This window comes from Exiguobacterium sp. PFWT01 (genome assembly GCF_018255795.1).
In the GTDB taxonomy this organism is placed as follows: domain Bacteria; phylum Bacillota; class Bacilli; order Exiguobacteriales; family Exiguobacteriaceae; genus Exiguobacterium.
This window is the reverse complement of the sequence record NZ_CP073755.1, coordinates 2,531,123-2,555,000: the sequence shown is the minus strand read 5'-3', so window position 1 is coordinate 2,555,000 and position 23,878 is coordinate 2,531,123. Positions and strand designations below refer to the sequence as shown.

The 23,878-nt window shown below is 49.8% G+C and carries 26 protein-coding genes, 2 tRNA genes and 2 rRNA genes (1 of these 30 only partly in view); 20 read left to right on the top strand and 10 right to left on the bottom strand.

The window, feature by feature from the left end:
- From KD909_RS13225 to KD909_RS13205, 5 genes are all read left to right on the top strand, one after another.
- Positions 1–1,171 (top strand): 23S ribosomal RNA (locus KD909_RS13225) (it extends 1,743 nt beyond the left edge of the window).
- Between the two features lie 55 nt (positions 1,172–1,226).
- Positions 1,227–1,343 (top strand): 5S ribosomal RNA (rrf, locus tag KD909_RS13220).
- Positions 1,344–1,442: 99 nt separating this feature from the next.
- The gene (locus KD909_RS13215; RefSeq protein ID WP_211781855.1) at positions 1,443–2,285 is read left to right on the top strand and encodes a GNAT family N-acetyltransferase; all 843 of its coding nucleotides are present in this window, start codon (positions 1,443–1,445) and stop codon (positions 2,283–2,285) included.
- On the top strand, positions 2,285–3,223 hold the full coding sequence (locus KD909_RS13210) for a coiled-coil domain-containing protein (protein WP_211781854.1): 939 nt from the start codon (positions 2,285–2,287) through the stop codon (positions 3,221–3,223). Before KD909_RS13215 ends, KD909_RS13210 begins: the two co-directional genes overlap by 1 nt.
- A 304-nt stretch (positions 3,224–3,527) precedes the next feature.
- Entirely contained in the window at positions 3,528–4,169 is a 642-nt protein-coding gene (locus KD909_RS13205) for a uridine kinase family protein (protein ID WP_211781853.1), read from the top strand.
- On the opposite strand, the gene KD909_RS13200 is transcribed toward KD909_RS13205, so the two are convergent.
- Positions 4,154–4,936 (bottom strand): sporulation protein, encoded by a 783-nt coding sequence (locus tag KD909_RS13200; protein WP_211781852.1) that lies wholly within the window; start codon positions 4,934–4,936, stop codon positions 4,154–4,156. The genes KD909_RS13205 and KD909_RS13200 overlap by 16 nt on opposite strands.
- Before the next feature lie 139 nt (positions 4,937–5,075).
- Here KD909_RS13200 and KD909_RS13195 point away from each other — a divergent pair.
- The 7 genes from KD909_RS13195 to KD909_RS13165 all read left to right on the top strand — a co-directional run bounded on the left by KD909_RS13195 (position 5,076) and on the right by KD909_RS13165 (position 8,513).
- Positions 5,076–5,152, top strand: a tRNA-Met gene (locus KD909_RS13195).
- A gap of 25 nt (positions 5,153–5,177) precedes the next feature.
- Positions 5,178–5,254 (top strand) — tRNA-Met (locus tag KD909_RS13190).
- Between the two features lie 102 nt (positions 5,255–5,356).
- Positions 5,357–5,806 carry a tRNA (adenosine(37)-N6)-threonylcarbamoyltransferase complex ATPase subunit type 1 TsaE gene (gene tsaE / locus KD909_RS13185; protein WP_015880566.1) on the top strand — a complete coding sequence of 150 codons (450 nt, stop codon included), beginning with the start codon at positions 5,357–5,359 and terminating at the stop codon, positions 5,804–5,806.
- Positions 5,803–6,459, top strand: a complete 657-nt coding sequence (tsaB, locus tag KD909_RS13180) for a tRNA (adenosine(37)-N6)-threonylcarbamoyltransferase complex dimerization subunit type 1 TsaB (protein WP_074034836.1) — start codon at positions 5,803–5,805, stop codon at positions 6,457–6,459. The genes tsaE and tsaB overlap by 4 nt, the downstream gene beginning before the upstream one ends.
- Positions 6,452–6,913, top strand: a complete 462-nt coding sequence (rimI, locus tag KD909_RS13175; protein ID WP_211781851.1) for a ribosomal protein S18-alanine N-acetyltransferase — start codon at positions 6,452–6,454, stop codon at positions 6,911–6,913. The genes tsaB and rimI overlap by 8 nt, the downstream gene beginning before the upstream one ends.
- Positions 6,910–7,932 (top strand): tRNA (adenosine(37)-N6)-threonylcarbamoyltransferase complex transferase subunit TsaD, encoded by a 1,023-nt coding sequence (gene tsaD / locus KD909_RS13170; protein ID WP_211781850.1) that lies wholly within the window; start codon positions 6,910–6,912, stop codon positions 7,930–7,932. The genes rimI and tsaD overlap by 4 nt, the downstream gene beginning before the upstream one ends.
- A gap of 14 nt (positions 7,933–7,946) precedes the next feature.
- Positions 7,947–8,513 carry a hypothetical protein gene (locus KD909_RS13165; protein ID WP_211781849.1) on the top strand — a complete coding sequence of 189 codons (567 nt, stop codon included), beginning with the start codon at positions 7,947–7,949 and terminating at the stop codon, positions 8,511–8,513.
- 9 nt (positions 8,514–8,522) lie between these two features.
- Here the strand turns inward: KD909_RS13165 and KD909_RS13160 are convergent, their stop codons facing one another.
- Complete coding sequence (locus KD909_RS13160) at positions 8,523–8,996, bottom strand: flavodoxin (protein WP_211781848.1); 474 nt, start codon at positions 8,994–8,996, stop codon at positions 8,523–8,525.
- Between the two features lie 73 nt (positions 8,997–9,069).
- On the bottom strand, positions 9,070–10,053 hold the full coding sequence (locus KD909_RS13155; protein WP_211781847.1) for a zinc-binding dehydrogenase: 984 nt from the start codon (positions 10,051–10,053) through the stop codon (positions 9,070–9,072).
- 113 nt (positions 10,054–10,166) lie between these two features.
- Here KD909_RS13155 and KD909_RS13150 point away from each other — a divergent pair, with 113 nt between their 5' ends.
- Positions 10,167–11,030, top strand: a complete 864-nt coding sequence (locus KD909_RS13150; RefSeq protein WP_211781846.1) for a LysR family transcriptional regulator — start codon at positions 10,167–10,169, stop codon at positions 11,028–11,030.
- 26 nt (positions 11,031–11,056) lie between these two features.
- Here the strand turns inward: KD909_RS13150 and KD909_RS13145 are convergent, their stop codons facing one another.
- From KD909_RS13145 to KD909_RS13125, 5 genes are all read right to left on the bottom strand, one after another.
- Positions 11,057–12,220, bottom strand: a complete 1,164-nt coding sequence (locus KD909_RS13145; RefSeq protein ID WP_211781845.1) for an iron-containing alcohol dehydrogenase — start codon at positions 12,218–12,220, stop codon at positions 11,057–11,059.
- Between the two features lie 3 nt (positions 12,221–12,223).
- Positions 12,224–12,517, bottom strand: coding sequence for a putative quinol monooxygenase (locus KD909_RS13140; RefSeq protein WP_159563391.1), 294 nt, complete (start codon positions 12,515–12,517; stop codon positions 12,224–12,226).
- An 86-nt stretch (positions 12,518–12,603) separates the two neighbouring features.
- Entirely contained in the window at positions 12,604–13,266 is a 663-nt protein-coding gene (locus KD909_RS13135) for a type 1 glutamine amidotransferase domain-containing protein (RefSeq protein WP_211781844.1), read from the bottom strand.
- A 154-nt stretch (positions 13,267–13,420) separates the two neighbouring features.
- Positions 13,421–13,828, bottom strand: coding sequence for a hypothetical protein (locus KD909_RS13130; protein ID WP_211781843.1), 408 nt, complete (start codon positions 13,826–13,828; stop codon positions 13,421–13,423).
- Positions 13,825–15,726, bottom strand: a complete 1,902-nt coding sequence (locus tag KD909_RS13125) for an ABC-F family ATP-binding cassette domain-containing protein (protein ID WP_211781842.1) — start codon at positions 15,724–15,726, stop codon at positions 13,825–13,827. The genes KD909_RS13130 and KD909_RS13125 overlap by 4 nt, the downstream gene beginning before the upstream one ends.
- Before the next feature lie 150 nt (positions 15,727–15,876).
- Here KD909_RS13125 and KD909_RS13120 point away from each other — a divergent pair, with 150 nt between their 5' ends.
- The 7 genes from KD909_RS13120 to KD909_RS13090 all read left to right on the top strand — a co-directional run bounded on the left by KD909_RS13120 (position 15,877) and on the right by KD909_RS13090 (position 22,532).
- Positions 15,877–16,533 (top strand): redox-sensing transcriptional repressor Rex, encoded by a 657-nt coding sequence (locus tag KD909_RS13120; RefSeq protein WP_015880579.1) that lies wholly within the window; start codon positions 15,877–15,879, stop codon positions 16,531–16,533.
- Positions 16,533–16,751 (top strand): twin-arginine translocase TatA/TatE family subunit, encoded by a 219-nt coding sequence (gene tatA, locus KD909_RS13115; RefSeq protein WP_034770678.1) that lies wholly within the window; start codon positions 16,533–16,535, stop codon positions 16,749–16,751. The genes KD909_RS13120 and tatA overlap by 1 nt, the downstream gene beginning before the upstream one ends.
- Positions 16,752–16,754: 3 nt before the next feature.
- Positions 16,755–17,543 carry a twin-arginine translocase subunit TatC gene (gene tatC, locus KD909_RS13110; RefSeq protein WP_211781841.1) on the top strand — a complete coding sequence of 263 codons (789 nt, stop codon included), beginning with the start codon at positions 16,755–16,757 and terminating at the stop codon, positions 17,541–17,543.
- Positions 17,544–17,688: 145 nt separating this feature from the next.
- Positions 17,689–20,334 (top strand): hypothetical protein, encoded by a 2,646-nt coding sequence (locus tag KD909_RS13105; protein ID WP_211781840.1) that lies wholly within the window; start codon positions 17,689–17,691, stop codon positions 20,332–20,334.
- Between the two features lie 105 nt (positions 20,335–20,439).
- On the top strand, positions 20,440–20,718 hold the full coding sequence (locus KD909_RS13100; RefSeq protein ID WP_143404743.1) for a hypothetical protein: 279 nt from the start codon (positions 20,440–20,442) through the stop codon (positions 20,716–20,718).
- 5 nt (positions 20,719–20,723) lie between these two features.
- Entirely contained in the window at positions 20,724–21,014 is a 291-nt protein-coding gene (locus tag KD909_RS13095) for a hypothetical protein (RefSeq protein WP_211781839.1), read from the top strand.
- A gap of 171 nt (positions 21,015–21,185) precedes the next feature.
- Positions 21,186–22,532, top strand: a complete 1,347-nt coding sequence (locus KD909_RS13090) for an FAD-dependent oxidoreductase (RefSeq protein WP_211781838.1) — start codon at positions 21,186–21,188, stop codon at positions 22,530–22,532.
- 34 nt (positions 22,533–22,566) lie between these two features.
- Here KD909_RS13090 and KD909_RS13085 read toward each other — a convergent pair whose 3' ends face one another.
- Both KD909_RS13085 and KD909_RS13080 read right to left on the bottom strand, forming a co-directional pair.
- Positions 22,567–22,749 (bottom strand): PspC domain-containing protein, encoded by a 183-nt coding sequence (locus KD909_RS13085; RefSeq protein WP_031424507.1) that lies wholly within the window; start codon positions 22,747–22,749, stop codon positions 22,567–22,569.
- Between the two features lie 84 nt (positions 22,750–22,833).
- Positions 22,834–23,766, bottom strand: coding sequence for an ABC transporter substrate-binding protein (locus tag KD909_RS13080; RefSeq protein ID WP_211781837.1), 933 nt, complete (start codon positions 23,764–23,766; stop codon positions 22,834–22,836).
- Positions 23,767–23,878 lie beyond the last annotated feature (112 nt).

The following is a 23,878-nucleotide window of genomic DNA, read 5'->3' as shown; positions in this document are numbered from 1 at the left end:
GGGACGCTTATGGAAACATAAGCCGCAGTGAATAGGCCCAAACGACTGTTTAGCAAAAACACAGGTCTCTGCTAAATCGCAAGATGAAGTATAGGGGCTGACGCCTGCCCGGTGCTGGAAGGTTAAGGGGATGTGTCATCGCAAGAGAAGCACTGAACCGAAGCCCCAGTAAACGGCGGCCGTAACTATAACGGTCCTAAGGTAGCGAAATTCCTTGTCGGGTAAGTTCCGACCCGCACGAAAGGCGTAACGATTTGGGCACTGTCTCAACGAGAGACCCGGTGAAATCATAGTACCTGTGAAGATGCAGGTTACCCGCGACAGGACGGAAAGACCCCATGGAGCTTTACTACAGCCTGATATTGAGGCTTTGTACGCGATGTACAGGATAGGTGGGAGTTTGTGAAGCCGGAGCGCCAGCTTCGGTGGAGACACCCTTGGGATACCACCCTTTGCGTATAGAGTCTCTAACTCGCAGCCGTGATCCGGCTGGAGGACCGTGTCAGGCGGGTAGTTTGACTGGGGCGGTCGCCTCCTAAACAGTAACGGAGGCGCCCAAAGGTTCCCTCAGAATGGTTGGAAATCATTCGAAGAGTGCAAAGGCAGAAGGGAGCTTGACTGCGAGACCTACAAGTCGAGCAGGGACGAAAGTCGGGCTTAGTGATCCGGTGGTTCCGCATGGAAGGGCCATCGCTCAACGGATAAAAGCTACCCTGGGGATAACAGGCTGATCTCCCCCAAGAGTCCACATCGACGGGGAGGTTTGGCACCTCGATGTCGGCTCATCGCATCCTGGGGCTGGAGTAGGTCCCAAGGGTTGGGCTGTTCGCCCATTAAAGCGGTACGCGAGCTGGGTTCAGAACGTCGTGAGACAGTTCGGTCCCTATCCGTCGTGGGCGTAGGAAATTTGAGGAGAGCTGTCCTTAGTACGAGAGGACCGGGATGGACGCACCGCTGGTGTACCAGTTGTTCCGCCAGGAGCACCGCTGGGTAGCTACGTGCGGACGGGATAAGTGCTGAAAGCATCTAAGCATGAAGCCCCCTCCGAGATGAGATTTCCCTTTGAGCAATCAAGAAAGACCCCTCAGAGACGATGAGGTAGATAGGTCATGGGTGGAAGCGTGGCGACACGTGGAGCTGAATGATACTAATCGGTCGAGGCTTTGATCTAGTCTAATGGTTTGTGTTGATGAATCCTCAGTTTTCAGGGAACAAGCCCTGTAAAGTCTGGTGGCGATAGCGAGACGGCCACACCCGTTCCCATGCCGAACACGGAAGTTAAGCGTCTCAGCGCCGAAAGTAGTTGGGGGATCTCCCCCTGTGAGGATAGGACGTTGCCAGGCAACAACGCAGGACGACCGAGCATACGCTCGGTCGTTTTTTGTTTCTTTGAAACTTTATCCCTTCTTTTTCGTACTAAGTATGAGAAAGAGGGGATTGTTTTGTATATTCGATTAGCCACTTTAAAAGATGTTTCAGGGATTACGAAAGTTTCAACTGCAAGTTTTCAACAAGAAGCACTTTCTTTGCAATTGTCTGAGAGAGATTTGAATGTTGAACCACCGGAATACGATCTCGAGGCGATGACACAATATATGATTGAAGAGTTAACATGCTATGTCATTGAGCAGGACAAACACATCGTTGGGGCAATTGTCTTAACCCTCACTGGTGATGACTATGCACGAATCGATCGTGTTTTTGTACATCCTGATAGGCAAGGGCAAGGAATCGGTAAAGCGTTAATTCAATATGTAGAAGCTCAATCTCCGCATGTACGGATTTGGGAGTTGGAAACATCGACACATCAAACAAGAAACATTCGTTTTTATAAACAATTAGGATTTCAAGTCGTATATGAATCAGAAGATGAGGTATGTTTCGTCAAACGAACAAAAGCAAAACCGAGTACGCATTGCTTTGAAGAACAGTCATGTGAAGGTTGGCAAGCGTACGGGGTAAACGCGAGCTTTTTGGCGGTCACAAATAGTAATGTCTCGTCACTTGCTGCGAGCAACTGTAATTTCAGTCAAAGCCTTTTTCGGAACATCAATTTCCGGAATAGTACGTTCAGTGATTTAAATTTGACAGGCTCGCGATTCAATTTTGTGACGATGCAAGAGAATGGACGTACTGTTCAAATGCATCATTCGAATCTGAGAGGTGCTACATTTAATCAATGTGACCTGACGAATGTCACGTTGACAGGATGTGATGTCGAAGGCATGACGATAAATGGTATTCCAATCGACACTTTAATCAGTACAAAGAGAGGGGAAACATAATGGGAAATTTTCAGCAGACCCAATTAGACTTACAACAGCGTATCGCAGAGCGTGATCGACTTGTTCGTAAGCAAGAGATACTAAACAAACAGTTGAACGAGCATGAGGCGGTGCGGAAGGCACTACTCAACACATTCACGAAAGAACAACGTGATGTGTATGACCTTGAAGAATTCTCGCTCGTCAACACATGGCGAAAGTTACGAGGCGCGTTTGATGAACAACGGACCATCGAAATGGAAGAGGCTGCTCGCGCTGAACTGAAATTACGAGAACACGAGGCGATGATTGACGAATTGACGCTCGAACATCGAGAATTACAAGAACAGCTCGAGGTTTATGAGGGCATCGACGCTGAGTGGGGGACCTTCTTAGAAACAAAAGAATCCCATCTTGCGAAAGATCCAGCTATTCGCCGAGACCTACACCATCTCACGAATCAACAAGCCGAAACGAATGAACTTCTTATCGAGTATCGGGAAGCCATCGTTGCCGGTAAGGCGGCGCGATCAACGATTGCAAAAACACTCAAACATCTAGATAGTGCGAAGGGGTGGTCGACGTATGACACGTTCTTCGGGGGTGGCTTGATTGCCACAGCAATGAAACATGAGGCGCTAGATGCTTCCGAGCAGACGATGCACGAATTACAATCTGCGTTAGAGCGTTTCTCCCGTGAATTAGCGGACGTGCAAGGTATTGTTCAGGAGTTGCATGTCGATCGAGGTTCACTCATTCAGTTCGCAGATTACTTTTTGGATGATATTTTTTCAGAATGGACGATGCATGGACGAATCAATGATTCCTTAGATCAAGTGAACGGACTGGATAAGGAAATCAGTCAGCTGATTGCTCGTATGACGAGACAAGTGGAAACGTTAGAACAGAAGCTTGACGAGACTGAAGAAAAAAGAAGACAGCTCATCCTGACACGATGAGCTGTCTGTCATTATATTTATAGTAAGGGTGCTTTTGCTTAGTTCAAGGAGAGTGAAGAGAAAATGAGTAAAACGATGGTATTTCTTATTAGAGGGATGGCAGTCACCGGGGCGCTATTGATTTTATTGATTCCATTTTTCTTTAGTTCTCCCATATCGACCACTCTGATCATTGTCAGTTCGTTTTCGTTGATTGCCTTTATGATGTTTACTGTTTCAGCAATCAGGCTTCGAAAACGGATAGAGGATGAATGACGTGTATTTGTTTTTCTGAAACAACAAAATTACCAAAAGGGGGAGAATCATGGAACAACTGATTGAGGGTATCGTACAAAGCGTGAGACCGGATCAACGCACGATGATTGCTATCTCCGGACACGGGGCAGCCGGAAAATCGACGTTGGCAGAAAAATTACGGGAACGACTCGGTGATATAAACCTGCTTCACACAGACCCGTATATCACAGATTCACAGTTGCGGAAACAAACGATCCTCACGTATCAACACGATGGAACGACCCATCAGTATAAGATGACGGCGTGTCATCCGGCCGCACATCATCTGCTCTCACTCGAGCGAGATGTCCGTATGATTCGAGAGGGAATCGGCTTTTATACGATTGATGTCCCCTATCTAGAGCGGACATGGATTGATCCGGAGAAGCCGATCACGATTATTGAAGGGATGAGTGTCGCATTCCTGGATCTTTCATCTTTTGATCAATCGATTTATCTCTACACAGACGGGGAGACTGAGTTCAAGCGACGTTCGCATCGTGATATTAAGGAACGGGGTATGGAGCTGGACTACTTACACGCTTCACATGTAGAGCGACGTCTGCAATATGAATTGTTCATGCATCCGTATCGCCACCACTTTCAAACCATCGTCAATACGAGTAAGGATGAAATTCTAATTGAAAAAACCGCTCACGAGGAGCGGTGACTGCGTAACGTATCTTGAATGCCGAGACCGAGCTGTTCCTGTTCGCGCTCGAGCTGCTCCCATGTGAGGGAACGATGACGTAATTCGACGTCGTTCGCCATCGATTCGAGCGTTCGCTGTTTCTCGATGTTGTCGAGCCAGTAGTAGAGGTCAATCCCGTCTTCATGCAAGCGCCAAAACGATTTGACGACCTCGAACTCATCGGCCCATTCTCCGACCGGCTTGAATCCATACTTTTCAACGAATGGATACGGACGTTCTTCCCCGAGCGGGTCGATCACGTTTCGGACGAACATCGGCTCAAGTCCAGCGTGAGCGGTCGCATCGAGTAATCGTTTCAGTTCAGGCATCGGTTCGATTTCGATGTGGTCGAGCACATCAAACCAAACTCGTTTGATGTCCTTGTCCCATAATGTAGCCTCTATACTATACGGGGCGCCGGCAGAAGAGGGTGCGTACATCGTCAACTCGAATGAAAACGGAACATCCTCTTTCGCTCCGGGTTCTAGTACAAGCGATAGTGGAATCGGGACTTCTTGAATATCAGCTTCTCGATTGAACTCGTTTCCTTCCATGGTGATGTCTTTGAACGTCGTCAAGAAGGTCAGGGTGAGTTCCTGTAATCGAACGACATTCGTTGTCGGGTTGGAGACGTGCAACGTACCCGTCACGGTCTGCTTCGGAATGAGTGCTGCCGGGTCAAACGTGATCTCGGCTTCGATCTCCGAAAAGAACCATTTCTTGAATCGATTTCCCCATTTGGACATGGCGGTCGCGCCCCTTTTCTCTAATAGTCTATGCTGTTATATCTGTTCCCGATTCCATTTTTGAAAAAACATTAAGAAAATGGTTGCTTTTTATAACTGTCTCGCTTATTATAGAGGATGTCGAAACAATTCAAACCATCGCGGGGTGGAGCAGTCTGGTAGCTCGTCGGGCTCATAACCCGAAGGTCGTCGGTTCAAATCCGGCCCCCGCAACCAATTTTTATTTAATTTCATATGTCGTCGCGGGGTGGAGCAGTCTGGTAGCTCGTCGGGCTCATAACCCGAAGGTCGTTGGTTCAAATCCAGCCCCCGCAACCAATTTTTAAATGAGATAGCGAAACGATGGCGTTTCGTGTTTTTTTTTGCTTAAAATGAAGTGTACAATGAGTACGTATGAGAAGTGAAAAAGGAGAACCATTCATGTATACATTGATTACGCATTCTGCGGCGGAGACGCAGGCGGTGGCAGAACGTTTGGCCACACTCGTCGAAGCAGGGACGGTCATCACGTTAAACGGTGACCTCGGTGCCGGCAAAACGACGTTCACACAAGGGTTCGCAAAAGGACTCGGTGTCACGCGGAACGTCAACAGTCCGACCTTCACCATTATGAAACAATATAAAGGGCGATTGCCGCTCTATCATATGGATGTCTATCGTCTCGAAGATACGGGGGATGACATCGGTCTTGAGGAATATATCAACGGTGATGGTGTCGCCATCGTCGAGTGGTCGAACTTGATCGAGTCCTCGCTCCCGGAAGAACGCTTGGCCATCACGATTGAACGGGTTGGCGACGAAGAACGTAAACTGACACTTGCTCCGACGGGTGAGCGTTACGTTCAAATCGCCAAGGAGGTGCTCGCATGAAGCAATTGATGATTGATACGGCGACGACACGTTTGTCAGTCGCGTTAAGTGAGGCTGGAGAGATTCAAGCCGAAGCGACGGTCATGGTCTCAAAAAACCATGCGGTCACACTCATGCCGATGATTGAACAGCTCATGGCAGCGGTCAAGTGGACACCGAACATGCTCGAACGCATCGTTGTCACGACCGGACCCGGGTCGTACACGGGAATTCGGATTGGAGTGACGACAGCGAAGACACTCGCTTATACGCTCAATCTTCCACTCATCGGTGTATCTGCCCTACAGCTCATGGCAGCGGCCCCGAATACCGATTTGCCGGTCGTTTCATTGATTGACGCACGCCGTGGCAACGCGTATATCGGATATTATCAACACAACAAAGCACTAACGCATGATCAGCACGCCTCCGTCTCAGATTGGTTGCGACTGAATAGTCAAGGGCGCTTCCTTGTCGTCGGAGACGTGGAACCGTTCCGTGACGTGTTAAGTGAATATGACTATATCGAAGCACCGGCTGCCCATCGATATGGGCGTGCGAGTGATTTGGTCGTCTTCAGCGATGAGACGAGCGATGTTCACTCGTTTGAACCGGAGTATTTGCGACTCGCCGAGGCGGAAGCGAAATGGTTAGAGGGACAAAACAATGGCTGACGTGAAAATTCGTCGGATGACGTGGCTTGATGTCGAGGAAGTGACGAAAGTCGAAGAAGCGTCATTCGCCATTCCGTGGACAAAAGAGGCGTTCATGAATGAGATGCTTCGAAATGAACAGGCCGTTTATTTTGTCGCGGTCCATGACAAACGGGTCGTCGGGTTTGTCGGCGTTTGGACGATTGTCGATGAAGGACATATCACAAACATTGCCGTCTTACCTGAGTTTCGTGGACAGGGCATCGGCAATCAATTGTTAGCGGAACTTGTCGCGTTCGCCAAGTCAAAAGGACTCGTCGGATTGACGTTAGAAGTCCGCGTGTCGAACGTTGGCGCGCAAAAACTATATGAACAGTTCGGTTTTATGCAAGCCGGTCGGAGAAGACGCTACTATCAGGATAATAATGAAGACGCCTATATTTATTGGGCGAAGTTAGGAAGTGAGTCAGAATGAACACATCACTGATTCTCTCGATTGAGTCGAGCTGTGACGAGACGTCTGTTGCGCTCGTCAAAGACGGAAAGACGTTATTGTCGAACGTCGTCTCTTCTCAAATCGAGAGTCATAAACGATTTGGTGGCGTCGTCCCTGAAGTGGCGTCTCGTCATCATGTGGAGCGCATCACGTACGTGATTGACGATGCATTGAGTGAGGCCGGCGTGACGATGGAAGACGTCGATGCGGTCGCGGTCACACAAGGACCGGGTCTTGTCGGTGCCCTTCTCGTCGGAATCAGTGCGGCCAAGGCGTTGGCATTCGCCCATCAAAAACCGCTCATCGGTGTCCACCATATCGCCGGACATATTTACGCGAACGAACTCGTTGAAGAGATGCAGTTCCCGCTCGTCTGTCTCGTCGTTTCAGGGGGACATACAGAACTCGTCTATATGTCAGAACACGGTGTCTTCGAAGTCATCGGAGAGACGCGTGACGACGCGGCGGGTGAGGCGTACGATAAGGTCGCGCGCACACTCAGTCTCCCATATCCGGGAGGTCCCGCGATTGACCGCTTGGCAGCGGTCGGGGAAGACACGTACAACTTCCCACGCGTTCGTCTCGAACCGGGTAGTTTCGACTTCAGTTTCAGTGGCTTGAAGTCATCGGTCATCAACGCCGTACACAATGCGGAGCAACGGGGAGAGACGGTCATCCCTGAAAACTTGGCGGCGAGCTTCCAGGCGAGTGTCGTCGAAGTGCTCGTCGAGAAAGCGATCCGTGCCGTGAAGGAAAAAGGGGCGAAGCAATTGCTTGTCGCGGGTGGTGTCGCGGCGAACCGTGGCCTCCGCGCAGCGCTTCAAGAAGCGGCTACAGCTGAAGGAATTCAACTCGTCATTCCACCGCTTGACCTCTGTGGGGACAACGCAGGCATGATCGGGTTGGCAGCACATCACGCGTATGTGCGCGGAAAGCGCGATACACTAGCGATGAACGCGGTTCCTGGGTTATCCTTAGAAGAGAGCATGACAGTCTAGGGGGAAATAGAGACATGACGAAACGCATCATCATCGGAGGACTCATCGTACTACTCGTCGTTGCGACGTTCTTACAAGTACGTGAGATCATCCGCGCTTACAATATCGCTTATCAAGAGGAGATTGTTCCAGAAGAGACACGAGTGAAGTCACTCACTGGAGAAGAGTCATTAGAAGGCATCGGTCGCGTGACCGGAGAGAATACGCTCATCGAGTCACTATATGGCTACACAAGTGTCGTCGACCAAGAGCCGGAGCGTGTGATCGTCGTCGATCGCAATCTCGGGGTACAGCCAAAAGCGAGCGATGCTTATTATGAAATCGAGCGGGGTCGCGAGGCAACGGAAGAAGAAGCGGCGAAGTTTGATGATTTGATTGAGGAACTCGACGAACAGCAACTGTTCGCGCAAGTCATCTCGACGCATGAGGCACGTTATGTGACGAATGGCGAAAAAACGATGACGTTCTATAAAGTGTTCACACGTGACGTCGACACGAACGAGGCTGTCTTCTTTATCGCTGAAGACGGGACGAAGCTCGACTTCCATACAATCGGATTCCAACCACTGCGTTACTTCTAACAAAAAGGTTCAGCCACGAGGCTGAACCTTTTTGAGTGCTTCAAGTTGTTGAAGGAATGTATGGGCGAACGCGAGACATGCTTCCTTTTTTTCATCCGTATCCGGGTCGAATTCAATCTTGAGCGCAGGGACAAGAATGTTCGCACCGGCAGTTTGAAAGGCTTGCTCGATGGTATCGACGGCTGCACAATATTTGGGATAGTCCGTATCCCCTGAACCGAAGGCGGCACACGGCAAACCGTTTAACGCGGCCTCTTCCAAATCATATACGAAATCCTCGGCCTCATACGGAACATCTCCGTCTCCCCACGTATAGGTACCGAGTATGACTCCATCATAATCGGCGAATTGCTCGATGCGTAAGGATTCCAAATCGTCAGATATCGATACATCGTGTCCTGCGTCCTGCCATGTATGTCGAATCAGATTCGCGATGTCTTCCGTATTGCCAGACATGCTCACATATCCAATCAGTAGTTTCATTGAAATCACCTCAATAACAGACTAATTGAAAATGATTATCAATGTCAATCTATAATGGGGATGACTTTTGTGATTATGCTTTTAGGTTGGCAACAATCTTCCCGACGACGTGTCGGTCTGAGAGTTCGACCAACTTCTTCGGGATGTCCGCGAACGGAATCGTCTCTTGAATCATCGGTTGAATCTCGCCCGCTGCAAGCAGTTCGAGCATGTGTGTGCCGATGCGGACGATGTTCGCCTCGCTCACGCGGTCCTGTTGATGATGAATCGCATTGAGGGCGACCTCATGGTAGGAGATGACACGTGTGAACGGTTTAATGACACTCATGTCAGGGGCTCCGGCGATATGAGCGATGTGTCCGTTGTAGGCGATGACTTGGAGGGAAGCGGTCGCCGTCTCACGACCGACGGGATCGATGACGGCATTGACACCGTGACCACTCGTCAGTTCCATCACTCGTTGTTGCCAGTCTTCCGTATTGTAATCGATGGCCTCGTCAGCTCCGAGCTGTTTGACCCAGTCATGGTTGCGCGCTGAAGCGGTCGTGATGACACGTTTTCCGAGATACTTCGCCAGCTGAATGGCAAAGCCACCGACACCACCGGCACCCGCGTGAATGAGGATCGTGTCGATCGCATTCATCGGAAGTTTTTCAAAAATGGCTTGGTACGCTGTGAATCCAGCTGTCGGTAAAGCGACCGCATCAGCGAACGAGATCGATTCTGAAATCGGGACGACCATGTGCGCCTTGGCACGTGTGAACTCGGCGAAACCACCCCATTCATTCCAGTTGCTGTGGTATAGGACGCGGTCACCGACTTGTACATTCGTCACGTCATCTGCGATAGCGGCAATCGTACCCGCGACATCGAGCCCGAGGATGTGAGGGTATGACCATTCGGATTTGCCGTTGGTCGCCGTTTTATAGTCGACGGGGTTGAGCCCTGCATATTCTCCTTCAATCAATACCTCACCGGAACGAAGCGTCGGTGTATCAACCTCCTCGATTCGCATCGTCTGCCATGTGTTCGGTTCGTGTAGTAATAAAGCTTTCATCAACTATCCACTCCTTATAAATTTATTTATCGATATATCCTTTAAACATTATTTGTCTTATGATTTACTGCCTTTTATACTGAAGATAACGAATACAAAAGGAGTTTACACAGATGATTGATTTTGAATGGTATCGCAGTTTTATCCACGTGTACCAACAACGTTCCGTGTCGGCAGCAGCGCGTGTCCGCTTTTTGACCCAACCGGCTGTCAGCCAACATATCGCCGCACTCGAAGCGGAACTCGAGACGTCCCTCTTCACACGAGCGCCACGTCAGATGATTCCGACGGATGCGGGGAAGGAACTATACACGCAAGTGGTCGGTTTGATCGACCGTCTCGAGGAACTATCACTTGAGATGAAATACGTCTCAGGGGAGCAACCGCGTCCTGTCCTCAAGTTCGGTGGACCGACCGAGTTCGTCACACATGAGATTATACCCGCTTTGCCGCTTGATGCTGCACAGTACATCGCAGATTTCGGGATGACAGCGGAATTGATTAAACGGTTAGCAGACGGGGAGCTCGACTTCGTCATCGCGACGAAGCGGATGGATGAGCCGGGAGTCCAATATGTCCCGATTGCCGACGAGTCCTTTTCATTGGTGGCGCCGAGCGATTGGGAGGTCCCGACCGACGAGTTAAAAGACTGGATGGACCGTCAGCCGTGGATCAGTTATGGATTGGAGCTTCCCATCATCCGTCGTTACTACCAGACGCAGTTCGGGGAACGCCCAGACATCCGTCCAGAGATGATCCTACCGAACGTCGACGCCATCCTTGCGGCAATCGAATCGAAGTGTGGCATTAGCATCTTACCGAACTATTTGATTCGGCATGCACTCGAGCGAGGAACGGTTCAAGTCGTGGCGCCAGAGCGTTTTGCGACGAATGTCATTTATCTCGCGCATCGGACTGAGTCAAAGCATGACCCCGTCATCAATCAAGTCATCCAAGCGCTGCAGGATGCAAAATGAAGTAGGACCCACGTGGGCCCTACTTTTTATAATGCGTTTTTTAAGATTGCTGATACGTCTTGTTGTCGGAGTGGGACGTACTGGCCAATCTGTTCAGCGACCATCGCCCGTTCTGCCATCAATTCGAGGTGTGTGGCGTCAATCTCATAATCGCTGAGACGTGACGGTGCGCCGATTGATGTCCAGAAGTCTTGTAACGCCTGAACGGTCTCCTCGACGAGCACCTCGTCCGACTTGCCGTTCACGTCAATGCCAAAGACGCGTTCACCGAGTTGAATGATGCGCTCGGGACGTGTCTTCCCGACATAGCGAAGCCATTCCGGGAAGAGAATCGCAAGTCCGCCACCGTGGGGGATATCGTAGACGGCAGAGACCGCATGTTCGATCATATGAGTCGCCCAGTCCGTCTTCACGCCCATCGATAATGTCCCGTTCAAGGCAAACGTTCCGTTCAAGAGCATCGTTTCCCGTGCGTCAAAATCATTCAAGTTTTGAACGAGACGTGGTGCCGTCTCCATCATGGTGCGTAAAATCGATTCACCGAACCGCTCTTGGAGCAGGGCGTTCTCTGAAGCGTGGAAGTATTGTTCGAAGACGTGCGACATGATATCGACGATTCCGTAGACGGTCTGGTTCGCCGGTACACTCAACGTATACGTCGGGTCGAGTACGCTGAATTTCGGGTAAGTGAGGGGAGAGCCGAACGAGCGCTTATCTTGCGCCTCCCAGTTCGTGATGACGGCCCCACCGTTCATTTCCGATCCTGTTGCCGCCAATGTCAAAACGGTCCCAATCGGTAACGCATCTGTGACGGGGACTTGTCGCGTCACAATGTCCCATGGATTCCCGTCATATTTGGCACCGGCTGCGATTCCTTTCGCACAGTCGATGACGCTCCCTCCTCCGACAGCAAGGATGAGATCGATTTGGTGTTCATGCACTAAATCGATTCCTGTTTGAACTGTCGTCAGACGCGGGTTAGGTTCGACGCCAGAAAGTTCGACGACGGTTACTTGCATATCGGCTAACAGAGCGGTTACTTCTTCATAAAGACCGTTCGCTTTGATGCTCCCTCCACCGTATAAGAGAAGGACGCGGTCCCCGTATTGTGGAATTTCGGTACGGAGTGATTCTAGTTGTCCTTTTCCGAATAAGAGTTTAGTCGGGTTATGATATTGAAAACGTTCCATAGGTTAGTCAACCTCCTTGATTTCTTCTAAAAATTGAACGTCGCGACTAGCGAGAAGCGGCTCTGCTTCTTGGCGATACGTTTGATAGTGGGGTGAGGCGATATGCGTATCGAGTGCCGCCTTGTCGGCCCACTGTTCATAAAAGACGAACGCGTCCGGGTTGCCTTCAACACGATGTAACGTATAGAAGACGCAACCTGACTCGGCGCGTGATGGGGTGACGACTTGACGTAAATGTGTCTCAAGCGCGGACCCGAGACCGGGCTTCGCTTGAATCTGAGCTAAGATGGTAATCATCTTCATTCCTCCTCATCTATAAAACCCGCCTGTTCTCGAACAGGCGGGTCGCTCTCTTTCATCGATTGGCAACGAGAAAGAATCGATTAGTTTAATGTGTTGATGACGGCTTTTGCGACAGCAACGGTCGATTGTGGATTTTGGCCTGTTACCAAGTTTCCATCGACTTGAACGTTTTCTGTGAAGTTGTCTGCGAGCACGATGTTCGCACCGAGTTCACGAAGACGCGTTTCAAGCATGAACGGCATGTAGATATCAAGACCAGTCGCACGTTCTTCTTCGTCCGTGAACGTCGCGATCGTTTTACCGTTCACGAGTGGTGTACCGTCAGACAATGTCGCGCCGACTAGACCAGCTGGACCGTGGCAGACGGCAGCAACCGTTTTACCTGCTTCAAATAGTGAACGGATCGCAACATTTAACGCTTCGCTTTGTGGAAGGTCGAACATCGTTCCGTGACCACCTGGCATGAAGATGGCATCAAACTGATCGAAGTTTGTGATCGTCTTCAAATCGATTGTGTCTTCAAGAAGGGGAGCCGTCGCTTGAATGTCAGCCGGTACTTCTCCTTCTAAACTGCGTGCGTCGATTGGAGATTGACCACCGTTCGGGCTAGCGACCGTGATGTCATATCCTTGTTGTTTGAACTCGACGTATGCCTCACCAAACTCGGACAACCAAAGTCCAGTCGTGTGACCTTCATTCATTTCTTTTGCGTTCGTCACGACCATTAATACATGTTTACTCATCTTTCATTCCTCCTAAGAAATCATCCGTTGTTTCGGTACGTGACTAGAATAACGCGCGCTTTAACGAAAAACAAATTAAGAAAAAACACCTTATCTATAAATAAATTTATACATAAATGAAAAAGCCGTCCCCTTCAAAAAGAGGACGGTCTGTTCATGCTTTTGGTTGTCGATAATTCTCCCGATGCCACGTATTGATGCGGCTCACGATGAACACGAGCAGGGCGAGGATCCACATGAAGAGCGTCTCTTCATAGAAGTGGGCCCACACCGATCCAGGGGCATAGAACGTGTGAACGGTCACATCAACCGGCCAGACGACGAACCGGATGAAGAGCGTGCTCATGAGCAGGCCACTGAAGAGACTGAGTAGTATCCCTGGCCACGTCTGAATGATGAAGCCGATGACGACCGGCAGGAAGAAAAAGAGAATAGACGGGACGATGGTCGGCTCCCCGCGGATGAGTTCAGACACGAACTCGGTCCCGGTCGGCACGATGTAGGCGAGTCCCGTCAGGAACGCTTGAATGAACTCGATTCGCATGGCACGGGTACGCATCATGTATGGAGTTCCTCCCATTCCGCATAAAGTGCGGTAATCGATTCTTTCGCTGCGTCCGATTCGGTCGATAACTCCTGGGCACGGGCAAAGTCGTTGAAGACGTCCGGCTCACAAAGCAACTGTTCAATCTCGTCGAGACGATTCTCATGTTGCTCAATCGCTTGCTCAATCTCTTCGATGCGCTGTTTGATGCGGCGCTCTTCTCGCTGTTGTTCCTTATCGGCGCGTTGTTTTTTCACGACGACCTGCTTCGTCTCTTCACGGGCGAGTCGCGCCAGTTCCTCGAGCTCTTCTTTCTTCTCGACGTAGTACGAATAGTCTCCGAGATACTCGTCGATGCCGTTCGGTGTGATCTCTAGAACACGCGTCGCGAGTCGATCGATGAAGTAGCGGTCATGCGAGACGAAGAGAATCGTGCCCGGATAGTCGAGGAGGGCATTCTCCAAAATCATCTTCGAGTCGAGGTCCAAGTGGTTCGTCGGCTCGTCCAGGATGAGGAGGTTCGGTTGCTCGAGCTTCAGCTTGGCCAAGGTGAGTCGTGCCCGTTCGCCACCGGATAGTTCATGAACACGCTTCATGACGTCATCGCCACTGAAGAGGAACTGTCCGAGCAGACTCCGCACTTCTTGCTCGCGCATGAGCGGCCAGTCGTTCCAAATCTCGTCGATGACACGGTTCGCGTCAGACAAGTTTTGTTGCTCCTGGTCGTAGTAGCCGATTTCGACCCCCGTCCCGTAACGGATGTCACCGGTGAGGGCGGTTTGTTGTTTCGTCAACACTTTGAGAAGTGTCGACTTCCCGACCCCGTTCGGACCGACGAGCGCGACGGATTCCCCGCGCTGTAGCTGGAAACGGAGATTTTGAGCGATTGCTTCCTCGTATCCGATGGCGAGGTCACTTGCGCTCAATACATCGTTCCCGCTCTGGCGTTTGATAGAGAACGAGAGGACGGCACTGCGTTCGTCACCATCCGGAGCATCGAGTCGGTCTACTTTCTCGAGACGTTTCCGCACGCTTTGGGCACGTTTCGTCGTCGTCGCCCGGGCGATGTTTCGTTGGATGAAGTCCTGCATCTTGGCAATCTCTTCTTGCTGCGACTCGAACTGCTTCTTCTCTTGTTCGTAGAGGGCGGCCTTCTGCTCGAGATACTTCGTATAGTTCCCGACGAAGCGACGGCTCCGGTGACGCGACAGCTCATAGACGACCGAGACGACGCGGTCGAGGAAGTATCGGTCGTGGGAGACGATGAGAACGGCACCTTTATAGCCGCTCAAGTACTTCTCAAGCCAGGCGAGTGTTTCGATGTCCAAATGGTTCGTCGGCTCGTCCAAGATGAGCAGGTCTGGACTTTGAAGGAGCATCTTCGCCAAGGCGAGACGTGTCCGTTGTCCCCCGGAGAGCGTGTCGATGCGACGCTCGAAGTCGTCCGGATAGAAGCGCATCCCGTGAAGGACCGAGCGGATGGTCGCTTCATATTGGTATCCGCCACGTTCTTTGAACGTATGTTGCTCTTCATCATAAGAAGAGAGGAGACGTTCATATGCAGCGGCGTCATTTAGGATTCGTTCTGAGCCCATGTCAGCCTCCATGCGACGGAGCGTCTTCTCTTGCTCAATCAAGTCCGTGAAGACGGTGAGCATCTCGTTCCAAATCGTCTCGTCGGATTCTAACCCTGAATCTTGGGCGAGATAGCCGATCGTGACGTCTTTTGGCTTCATAATGCCCCCGGAGTCATAGTTGTATTCACCAGCGATGACTTTCAAAAGCGTCGACTTACCGGCCCCGTTACGACCGACGAGAGCGACGCGTTCGCCTTCCTGGATTTCAAGTTTTACGTTTTCTAAAATCGGCTCGACGCCGAAGGATTTGGATAAGTTGTTGACTTGCAGTAGGATCAAGTGAAAAAACCCCTTTCTCTCTATTTAGTATACTGTATTTTTCAGCGATTTTAGGTATATTCGTTGAGTGGTCATGTGAATTCGTTTACAATCAAGGTGTATGAAATTCAGATTCGTTTGTAACGTGTCGTAAAAAGGAGGCTCTTTCCGTTGAGTCAAAACGAACCAAAGATTCCACAAGCGACAGCCAAACGGTTGCCACTATACTATCGATTTATTCAAAGCCTGCACGCGTCAGGGAAACAACGTGTCTCTTCAGCAGAACTGAGTGAGGCGGTCAAAGTCGATTCGGCTACGATTCGCCGTGATTTCTCGTACTTCGGTGCGCTTGGTAAAAAGGGATATGGCTATAACGTGCAGTATCTGTTAGACTTTTTCCGAAAGACCCTGAATCAAGACGAGATTACGAATGTCGCCTTGGTCGGAGTCGGTCACCTTGGGACGGCATTCGTCAACTATAACTTCCTTAAAAACAATAACACACATATCGTCGTCGGGTTCGACGCAGACGAGACAAAAGTCGGCACGACGATGTCAGGCGTCCCAATTCATCACGTCGATGAGATGGAACAAATCATGAAGCAAAACAAGATCGACGTCGCTATTTTGACGGTACCTTCTGCTTATGCGCAGTCCGTCGCAGACGACTTGGTGCGTTTCGGCATCAAGGGCATCTTGAACTTCACACCGGCACGACTCACTGTACCGGATACGGTTCGCGTCCATCATATCGATTTGTCGATTGAGCTGCAGTCACTCATTTACTTTATGCAACACTATCCAACCGCTGAGGGGGTCCATCAATAATGGAATTGCTAGCATCATCACTCGTCGTCGGGATTCCGGGTGGGGCGAGTCTATTCATCATCGCCATCATCGCGCTCATCATCTTCGGACCGAAGAAATTGCCGGAGTTTGGTCGCGCGGCCGGACAAACGCTTCGTGAGTTCAAAAATGCAACGAACGGCATGATGAACGAGCACGACGAGAACGACAAGAAAGCTATCGAAAAGAAAGAGCAGTAAGCCATGAATCATCAACCTGATCAAGAGCGGGAACTCACCGATCACTTGACAGAGCTGCGGAGACGACTGATGCTATCTGCATTTGTCGTCTTTGCCTTCTTTTTGATGGCTTTGCCGAGTGTCAAATATGTACTCGCGTACTTGCAAAAAGACCTCGTCGAACGCGGGCTCGAACTGAACGCCTTTGGGGTCGCGGACCCGCTCATGATTTACTTGAACTTGGCGCTCATCATCGGCCTGATCGCGGCGAGCCCATTCCTACTGTATCAAGTGTGGGCGTTTGTCGCACCCGGTCTGCATCCGAATGAGCGGAAGGGCACGCTTGCCTATATCCCGATCATCTTCGGACTGTTCTTGATCGGCCTTGCGTTCGCCTACTACTGGTTGTTCCCGCTTGTCCTCGACATCTCGACGGACCTCGGGCAAGACCTCGGACTCGAACAAATCATCGGGGCCAACAATTACTTCACGTTCTTGTTGCAGCTGACAATTCCGTTCGGTCTATTGTTCCAACTGCCGGTCGTCATAATGTTCTTGACCCGAATCGGTGTCGTGACCCCGTACTTCTTATCCAAGATTCGAAAGTACGCGTACTTCGCCCTATTCGTCATCGCGGCATTCATCACACCGCCGGATTTGACGTCGCACCTCATGGTGTCGCTGCCACTCTTCTTCCTATATGAAATCAGTTTATCGATTTCACGTATCACCTACAAAGGGGTGCTGCGCCGGGAGAAAGAGGCGATGGTGCAAGAACAGATGGATTTAATGAAACAGATGAATGAAAAGTGAGCACTGCGTCAAATTATGATGCGGTGCTTTTTTTGAATATTAGGGCTATGCATTTTTGAGAAAACATCTTAAAATTAGAAGGGATTTAACAAAAATGGATGTTTTTTGAAAAATTATGTATACATAAACAGAAATGAGGAAGCAGATGAACAAGTGGTTATGGAGTACGCTCGTCGTACTCATATTGTTGATTGGACCAAAAATGGATGCCCTTGCAGAAGGAGCGGCAAAACCGGACGTTTTGCCAACGGGAAGTGTTGTATCAAACAGTGAATATGTATGGCGGTCGGGCGACCCAGAGACGATTGTGCATATGCGCACAGGAGAAGTGTATACACTTCCCGTCCGCGTGTCGGTTGAACATAATATCGTTGGACTCGGAGACGGTCGCGTCATTTTAGATGCATATGGCGAGGTCCTCATTTGGGATCCGATTACCGATGCGATGACGTCATTCCCGAACGATTCGAGTAGTGGTCTCGATTATCTTCATGCTGTGAATCAGGATTTAGAAATGATTCTTTGGAAAGGACATACGACGTATTCTGTCACTTCATTGACGGGTGAGATTCTCGGAACGTTTAATACGGAAAGTATATACGAATCGTACAACCTTCTTGCTGACGGCACGGTCCTAGTCTTCGCAAACGGTGAAATCACGAAACGAGCCATCACGGGAGAAACGCTTGAAACGCTTGGAACATATACGGACAAGGTACGATCTGCCCAATATATCGAAGAAGCGAATCAATTAGTGGTCAAGATGTCCACCGACTCACATCTCCGGATTTTTGATTTGACCACGAAACGTTGGATTGAAAAAGAGGCGGAATCTGTCACGAATCTCCTGTGGAAAGACGGGATTTACTACTTCACGATGCGGAAAGTGTTTGATACGTATTACGTGAGTTACAATGTTGCCACTGGAGAATGGAAAGAATCATCGGTGGATGACACGTTTGTCAATCTAAGAGGAGATTGGTATGTGCTATCCCATGATGTGACGGCAGGGTATACGCCGGAGTCATTTTGGAAAGCGCCACGACAACTGTTGATCGATGTACCGAAAACGACGACACGATATGAAGTGAACCAATCCTATCAAGTGAACGGAACCGCTAAACTGATTGATGGAACATCCATTCCTGTCAGTGGGACAGAATTGTCGGCAAAGTATCGATATTCTGAGAAGAAACCGTTTGTCTGGGAACAAGGTAAGTTGACGATGAACACGAATGGCGGATATTCTTTTGAATTTGGATGGAACGGGTTAGAACGAACAGAAGACTTTGCAGCATCTAACTATGTTCCGCTCACACTCGATCCGCCAACAGGTGTTTTAGGGCCCATCACAGGAACAACGGCACCGAACACCCCAGTATTCGTCAGTGTGACGAAAAGCACCTCTCAGTACACTGACTCACTAGATTCATTGGTCAACTATCAGTCGAAAACGGTTCAGTCAGACGAAACGGGACGCTTCACTTGGCAACCGACGCGCTGGTTCGCACCAGGATCGCGTGTGACCGTAAAAATCGGAAGCCCATCAAGTGTATATGCCGATCCAATTGAATTGGTGACGGTAAAAGAAAGTGAAGATACTTCACCGAACGACATCAAGCTTGTAACGAACTCTGTAAAATCAGGCGTGACATTACAGACCACGCCACAGGCTACTGTTGACATCGTTGCCCGTAGCGAACGCGGTTATGAAGCCTGGAGTGAGCAAGTAAATGAGGATGGGATGCTCCAAATCAAATCGTTTTCTCACATGTGGTTTGGTGTTGGGACAAAAATATACTATAAGTTACAGGAGGCACCTGCCTCACAGTTCCGTCTTGCGGAAGTGAAGGCGACGTATGATGCACCTACCTTCACTTGGACGCGGACACCATTGATGTACGATAAATCGATTGATGTAACGTCTAGCACAAATGAAGCATATGAAGTTTATCGGAATGACATCCTTGTGACAAAGACGAGTTCGATGCCTTATACGTTCGATACGCCATTACGCGAAGGCGATGTGATTCGTGTCAAACGCACGCATCGCGATGCCACTTACGAATTGACGAAGACGGTTCGCGCGTTCACACCTGTTTTGAGTGTCACGGACGTCATGATGACGAAGACACAGGCGACACTCTCGATTAAAAAGACAAGTGTGGCCCCGGTTCGTTTTTACGTAAATGGTGTGGCCGTTTCACCAAAACGGTTATCAACGACACGGTACACCATCCCGGCGAAACCGGGTGACACGATTCGTGTCCGTGCCTCTGTCGGGTCAAAATCCCGTGAAGTCATAGTGAAATTGCCGAAGACCTCGCTGTCTACGCTATCCATCAACGACGAAAAGTCGTTATGGGTGTATGTACTACCGAACAGTACGGTGACACTAAAGAGCGGTACGAAGACAATTGCCAGCGGAACGGCAAGCAGTACAGGCCGTGTGACGCTACGATTCAGTCGACAACCGGTTGGAAGTGTCGTGACGTTGACGAGTCAGCAAGGGACGTATCGTCACATTCAGAAAAAGACCGTGACGGTCGGACCGGCTCCGACATTGTCATCGACCATTCCTTCAAGTGCGTCAAAGACATTGCGTGCGACGTCAAACGTGGCTTACGGTACACTCACGCTGATGCGTGGGACGACCGTTCTCGCAGAGAAAGAAGTAAAAACGACTTCGACGATTCTCAGTTTTTCACCGCAACGAAAAGGGACGCAGCTCACGCTTCGTCTCGTGACACCGAAAGGTCGAAGCGTAACGAAAACCTTCACCGTTCGATGAGTACTCGGACCATTCGCATGAGCGGATGGTCTTTTTGCTTTCAACATACCTGTGAGCCCTTCACTCATGTTAATATGGAAAAAAGAGGGATTGGAGGTGCGGGTCATGTGGTGGCAATGGTACGGGTTTGAGACGATCATGATGTTGATCTTTGCAGGGATATCCATAGGGACTGGAAGACATCTGTTCCTGTCAAAAACGGATAAGGTTCTCACGATTTCGTTTGTGAGTATGGTCATTGGTTTTTGTATGATGCTCGTCGGAGTGGGATACATAAGAGGATTTGATGGAATGGGTTGGTTCGTATACGGTTTGCTCCTATACGGTGGAAGTCTCCTTGTCTACTTGACGTTCACTATTTTTCGTTTGAAACGGGAGGAGTAAAGAGAATGAGTGATTTGACCTTTTTGATGTTGTTGTTTCTTGGATTGACACTAGGAGTAGTGCTATCAATCTATCACGTGATGCGGTCGAAAAGACGACGGCCCGTGTTACTCCTGATCGGTACATTACTAGTCGTAAGTGGCTATGTACTTGTGATTGGCAATCTGGCATTTGGATACGGCTGGGGAGCATTGTGGTGGGGGCTAGTTGGTCTCTCTATGAACGTCCTCGGATTGATTGTTCATCTTCTTGTATGGATCTACTATCTATTGAAAGAGAAGCGAGTCCGGTCATGAGAATGAGCGGATTTTTTCTGTTCAAACTTTAGACACTTTTACGTGAAAAAGTGAGCAAAGTCATTGAATCTTATATTGTGAAATAGTACACTAAGGTCAAGAAGTAAATGTGATGTTTATCACAATATAAAACGAAACGTATTGTTTAACATAAAAGGAGAGACGACTCATATGAAAATCGCAGTCATCGGATGTACACACGCAGGAACAGCAGCAGTCAAAGGATTACTCGCCAAGCACGACAATCTCGATATCACCGTTTACGAGCGGAACGATAACGTTAGCTTCCTCTCGTGTGGGATTGCGCTCCACGTTGGTGGTGTCGTCCAACGTGCGGAAGAGTTATTCTACTCGTCACCACGTGAACTTGAAGAACTCGGTGCGACGATGCGCATGAAACATGACGTCTTGTCGATCGACTCCGAAGCGAAGACGGTCCACGCTAAAAATCTTGAGACCGGTGAAGACGTGCATGACACGTATGACCGCTTGATCGTCACGACGGGTTCATGGCCGATCGTCCCGACGCTCCCAGGAATCGAAATGAATGGAATCGAGCTCTGTAAAAACTACGCGCACGCCCAACGCATCATCGAGCGGGCGACAGACGCGACGAAGATTGCCGTCATCGGGGCTGGCTATATCGGGGTCGAGCTCGTCGAAGCGTTCGAATCATACGGAAAACACGTCACATTCATCGATAGTGCCGACCGCATCTTGAATAAGTATCTCGACAAATCGTTCACGGATCAATTGGAAGCGGATATGACCAGTCGCGGAATCGACCTCGAACTCGGTCAGACGGTCGAGGCATTCCGTGGAACGAGCGGAAATGTCACACATGTCGTAACAGACAAAGGTGAATTCGAAGCGGATCTCGTCATTCTCTGTGTCGGATTCCGTCCGAACACAGGACTCTTAGAAGGACAGATCGATATGCTTGGGAACGGCGCCATCATCGTCGACGAATATATGCGTACGAGCAACCCGGATATCTTTGCGGCAGGGGACAGCTGTGCCGTCTACTACAACCCGGCACGCACACACGCTTATATCCCACTTGCGACGAACGCTGTCCGCATGGGGACGCTCGTCGCGGAGAACATGATGCAACCACGCGTCCGTTACCAAGGGACACAAGGAACGTCAGGACTTCGACTCTATGACTGGAATATCGCGTCGTCTGGTTTGACGGAAGAAGCGGCAGCGCTCTTTGGACTCGAAGTGGAAAGTGTCGTCATCGAGGACGCGTATCGTCCGGAGTTCATGCCGACCGCAGAGAAAGTCGAATTCAAACTCGTCTATGAAAAAGGGACACACCGTATTGTCGGTGGACAAGTGTTATCGAAAGCGGATTTGACGCAAGCGGTCAACACGCTCTCCCTCGCCATTCAAAACGAGATGACGATCGAAGAGCTCGCCTATGTCGACTTCTTCTTCCAACCGCACTACAACAAGCCATGGCACTTCCTGAACAGCGGGGCGCTTGAAGCAATGAAAGACAAAGTGAATGCCTAACAAAAAACGCGGAAGCTCATGGCTTCTGCGTTTTTTATAGATAGCGTGGTTCATCTTTCATCAAATTGGCAAGAAGGATGTAGATGAGAAAGTTAGCCGGCAAAAAGACGAATAGTAGCCGAATACCGAGTGATGAGATATTCACGTATTCAGCGATCCCGCCGCATACTCCGGCAATAGAGCGGTCCGTCGCCGACTTTCGAAGTGTACGTTGCATAGTAAAGCTCCTTATGAGTTGATATGTAAATTTTACCATATGAGTGTATGAGAAAGCGCATCAATTTAATTGATGCGCTACTGTTTATTTCAAGATGTCGACGAGTTCATCGAGCACTTGGTTGGCAGACAAGACGCCACCCGACGTGTTCCAGATGTCATCACTGACTTCTGTCACTTCCCCTGCTTTGACAGCATCGAGGTCTTTCCACAACTGGTTCGATTGCCATTCTTCGGCTGTCTTCGACCCGTCTGCCCCACCATATGTGAAGTAGACGATGTGGTCGCCTGCCATCTCCGGGATCCGTTCCATCGCGACTGGCTCAGCGAATTCCGCTTTATCTTGTGACGCTGGACGTTTGATGCCGACATCGTTAAGGATGACGCCGGAGAAGCTGTCATTGAAGTAGATGCGTGACTCACCAGGAAGGAAACGGACGACCGAGAGTTCTTTATTCACGGCGTCTCCGAGTTCCGCTTTCGTATCTTCGACGTGCTGATTGTAGTCGGCCAACGCTTGGTTGCCTTCCTCTTCTAGATTGAGTGCGTTCGCATAAAGGGCGAAGTTCTCTTGCCAATCACCTTTGAGCGTCTCTGACATGACCGTCGGTGCGATGGCGTTTAACTTGTCATAGATGTTCTCTTGACGAAGTTTCGTCCCAATGATGAGATCTGGCTTGAGTTTCGCGATGGCCTCTAAGTTGACTTCACTTTCTGTCCCGACTTCCGTGACGTCTGTCATCTCAGACTCGATGTGCGGGTACCATGGGTCACCGTTCCACGATTTGACGGCTCCGACTGGTTTGACGCCGAGGGCGAGAAGGGCTTCTGTCCCTTCGTTCGTCAAGACGACGACGCGTTCCGGGTTTTCAGGTACGTCCGCCGTTCCCATCGCGTGCTCAATCGAGCGAGTCGCAGTTTCTGAACTTGTATCGTTCTCTGTATCGTCAGACCCGCCGCAAGCAGCGAGGACGACGGTTAAGCAAAGCGTAAGTAACGCGAGCATCCACTTTTTCATTACAATTCTCCTCTATGTAGGTGATTTTCCTTCCTGACTATAAGTGATAATGATTCTCACTGTCAACCCCTTTTTCTGGAACGTAATATTTGCTATGGTAGGAAAGGAAAGA

Coding starts and splice junctions, on each gene's coding strand:
- KD909_RS13210 (WP_211781854.1), top strand. CDS start 2,285: ATGGGAAATTTTCAGCAGACCCAATTAGACTTACAACAGCGTATCGCA.
- KD909_RS13205 (WP_211781853.1), top strand. CDS start 3,528: ATGGAACAACTGATTGAGGGTATCGTACAAAGCGTGAGACCGGATCAA.
- KD909_RS13200 (WP_211781852.1), bottom strand. CDS start 4,936: ATGTCCAAATGGGGAAATCGATTCAAGAAATGGTTCTTTTCGGAGATC.
- tsaE (WP_015880566.1), top strand. CDS start 5,357: ATGTATACATTGATTACGCATTCTGCGGCGGAGACGCAGGCGGTGGCA.
- tsaB (WP_074034836.1), top strand. CDS start 5,803: ATGAAGCAATTGATGATTGATACGGCGACGACACGTTTGTCAGTCGCG.
- rimI (WP_211781851.1), top strand. CDS start 6,452: ATGGCTGACGTGAAAATTCGTCGGATGACGTGGCTTGATGTCGAGGAA.
- tsaD (WP_211781850.1), top strand. CDS start 6,910: ATGAACACATCACTGATTCTCTCGATTGAGTCGAGCTGTGACGAGACG.
- KD909_RS13165 (WP_211781849.1), top strand. CDS start 7,947: ATGACGAAACGCATCATCATCGGAGGACTCATCGTACTACTCGTCGTT.
- KD909_RS13160 (WP_211781848.1), bottom strand. CDS start 8,996: ATGAAACTACTGATTGGATATGTGAGCATGTCTGGCAATACGGAAGAC.
- KD909_RS13155 (WP_211781847.1), bottom strand. CDS start 10,053: ATGAAAGCTTTATTACTACACGAACCGAACACATGGCAGACGATGCGA.
- KD909_RS13150 (WP_211781846.1), top strand. CDS start 10,167: ATGATTGATTTTGAATGGTATCGCAGTTTTATCCACGTGTACCAACAA.
- KD909_RS13145 (WP_211781845.1), bottom strand. CDS start 12,220: ATGGAACGTTTTCAATATCATAACCCGACTAAACTCTTATTCGGAAAA.
- KD909_RS13140 (WP_159563391.1), bottom strand. CDS start 12,517: ATGATTACCATCTTAGCTCAGATTCAAGCGAAGCCCGGTCTCGGGTCC.
- KD909_RS13135 (WP_211781844.1), bottom strand. CDS start 13,266: ATGAGTAAACATGTATTAATGGTCGTGACGAACGCAAAAGAAATGAAT.
- KD909_RS13130 (WP_211781843.1), bottom strand. CDS start 13,828: ATGATGCGTACCCGTGCCATGCGAATCGAGTTCATTCAAGCGTTCCTG.
- tatA (WP_034770678.1), top strand. CDS start 16,533: ATGGAATTGCTAGCATCATCACTCGTCGTCGGGATTCCGGGTGGGGCG.
- tatC (WP_211781841.1), top strand. CDS start 16,755: ATGAATCATCAACCTGATCAAGAGCGGGAACTCACCGATCACTTGACA.
- KD909_RS13105 (WP_211781840.1), top strand. CDS start 17,689: ATGAACAAGTGGTTATGGAGTACGCTCGTCGTACTCATATTGTTGATT.
- KD909_RS13100 (WP_143404743.1), top strand. CDS start 20,440: ATGTGGTGGCAATGGTACGGGTTTGAGACGATCATGATGTTGATCTTT.
- KD909_RS13095 (WP_211781839.1), top strand. CDS start 20,724: ATGAGTGATTTGACCTTTTTGATGTTGTTGTTTCTTGGATTGACACTA.
- KD909_RS13090 (WP_211781838.1), top strand. CDS start 21,186: ATGAAAATCGCAGTCATCGGATGTACACACGCAGGAACAGCAGCAGTC.
- KD909_RS13085 (WP_031424507.1), bottom strand. CDS start 22,749: ATGCAACGTACACTTCGAAAGTCGGCGACGGACCGCTCTATTGCCGGA.
- KD909_RS13080 (WP_211781837.1), bottom strand. CDS start 23,766: ATGAAAAAGTGGATGCTCGCGTTACTTACGCTTTGCTTAACCGTCGTC.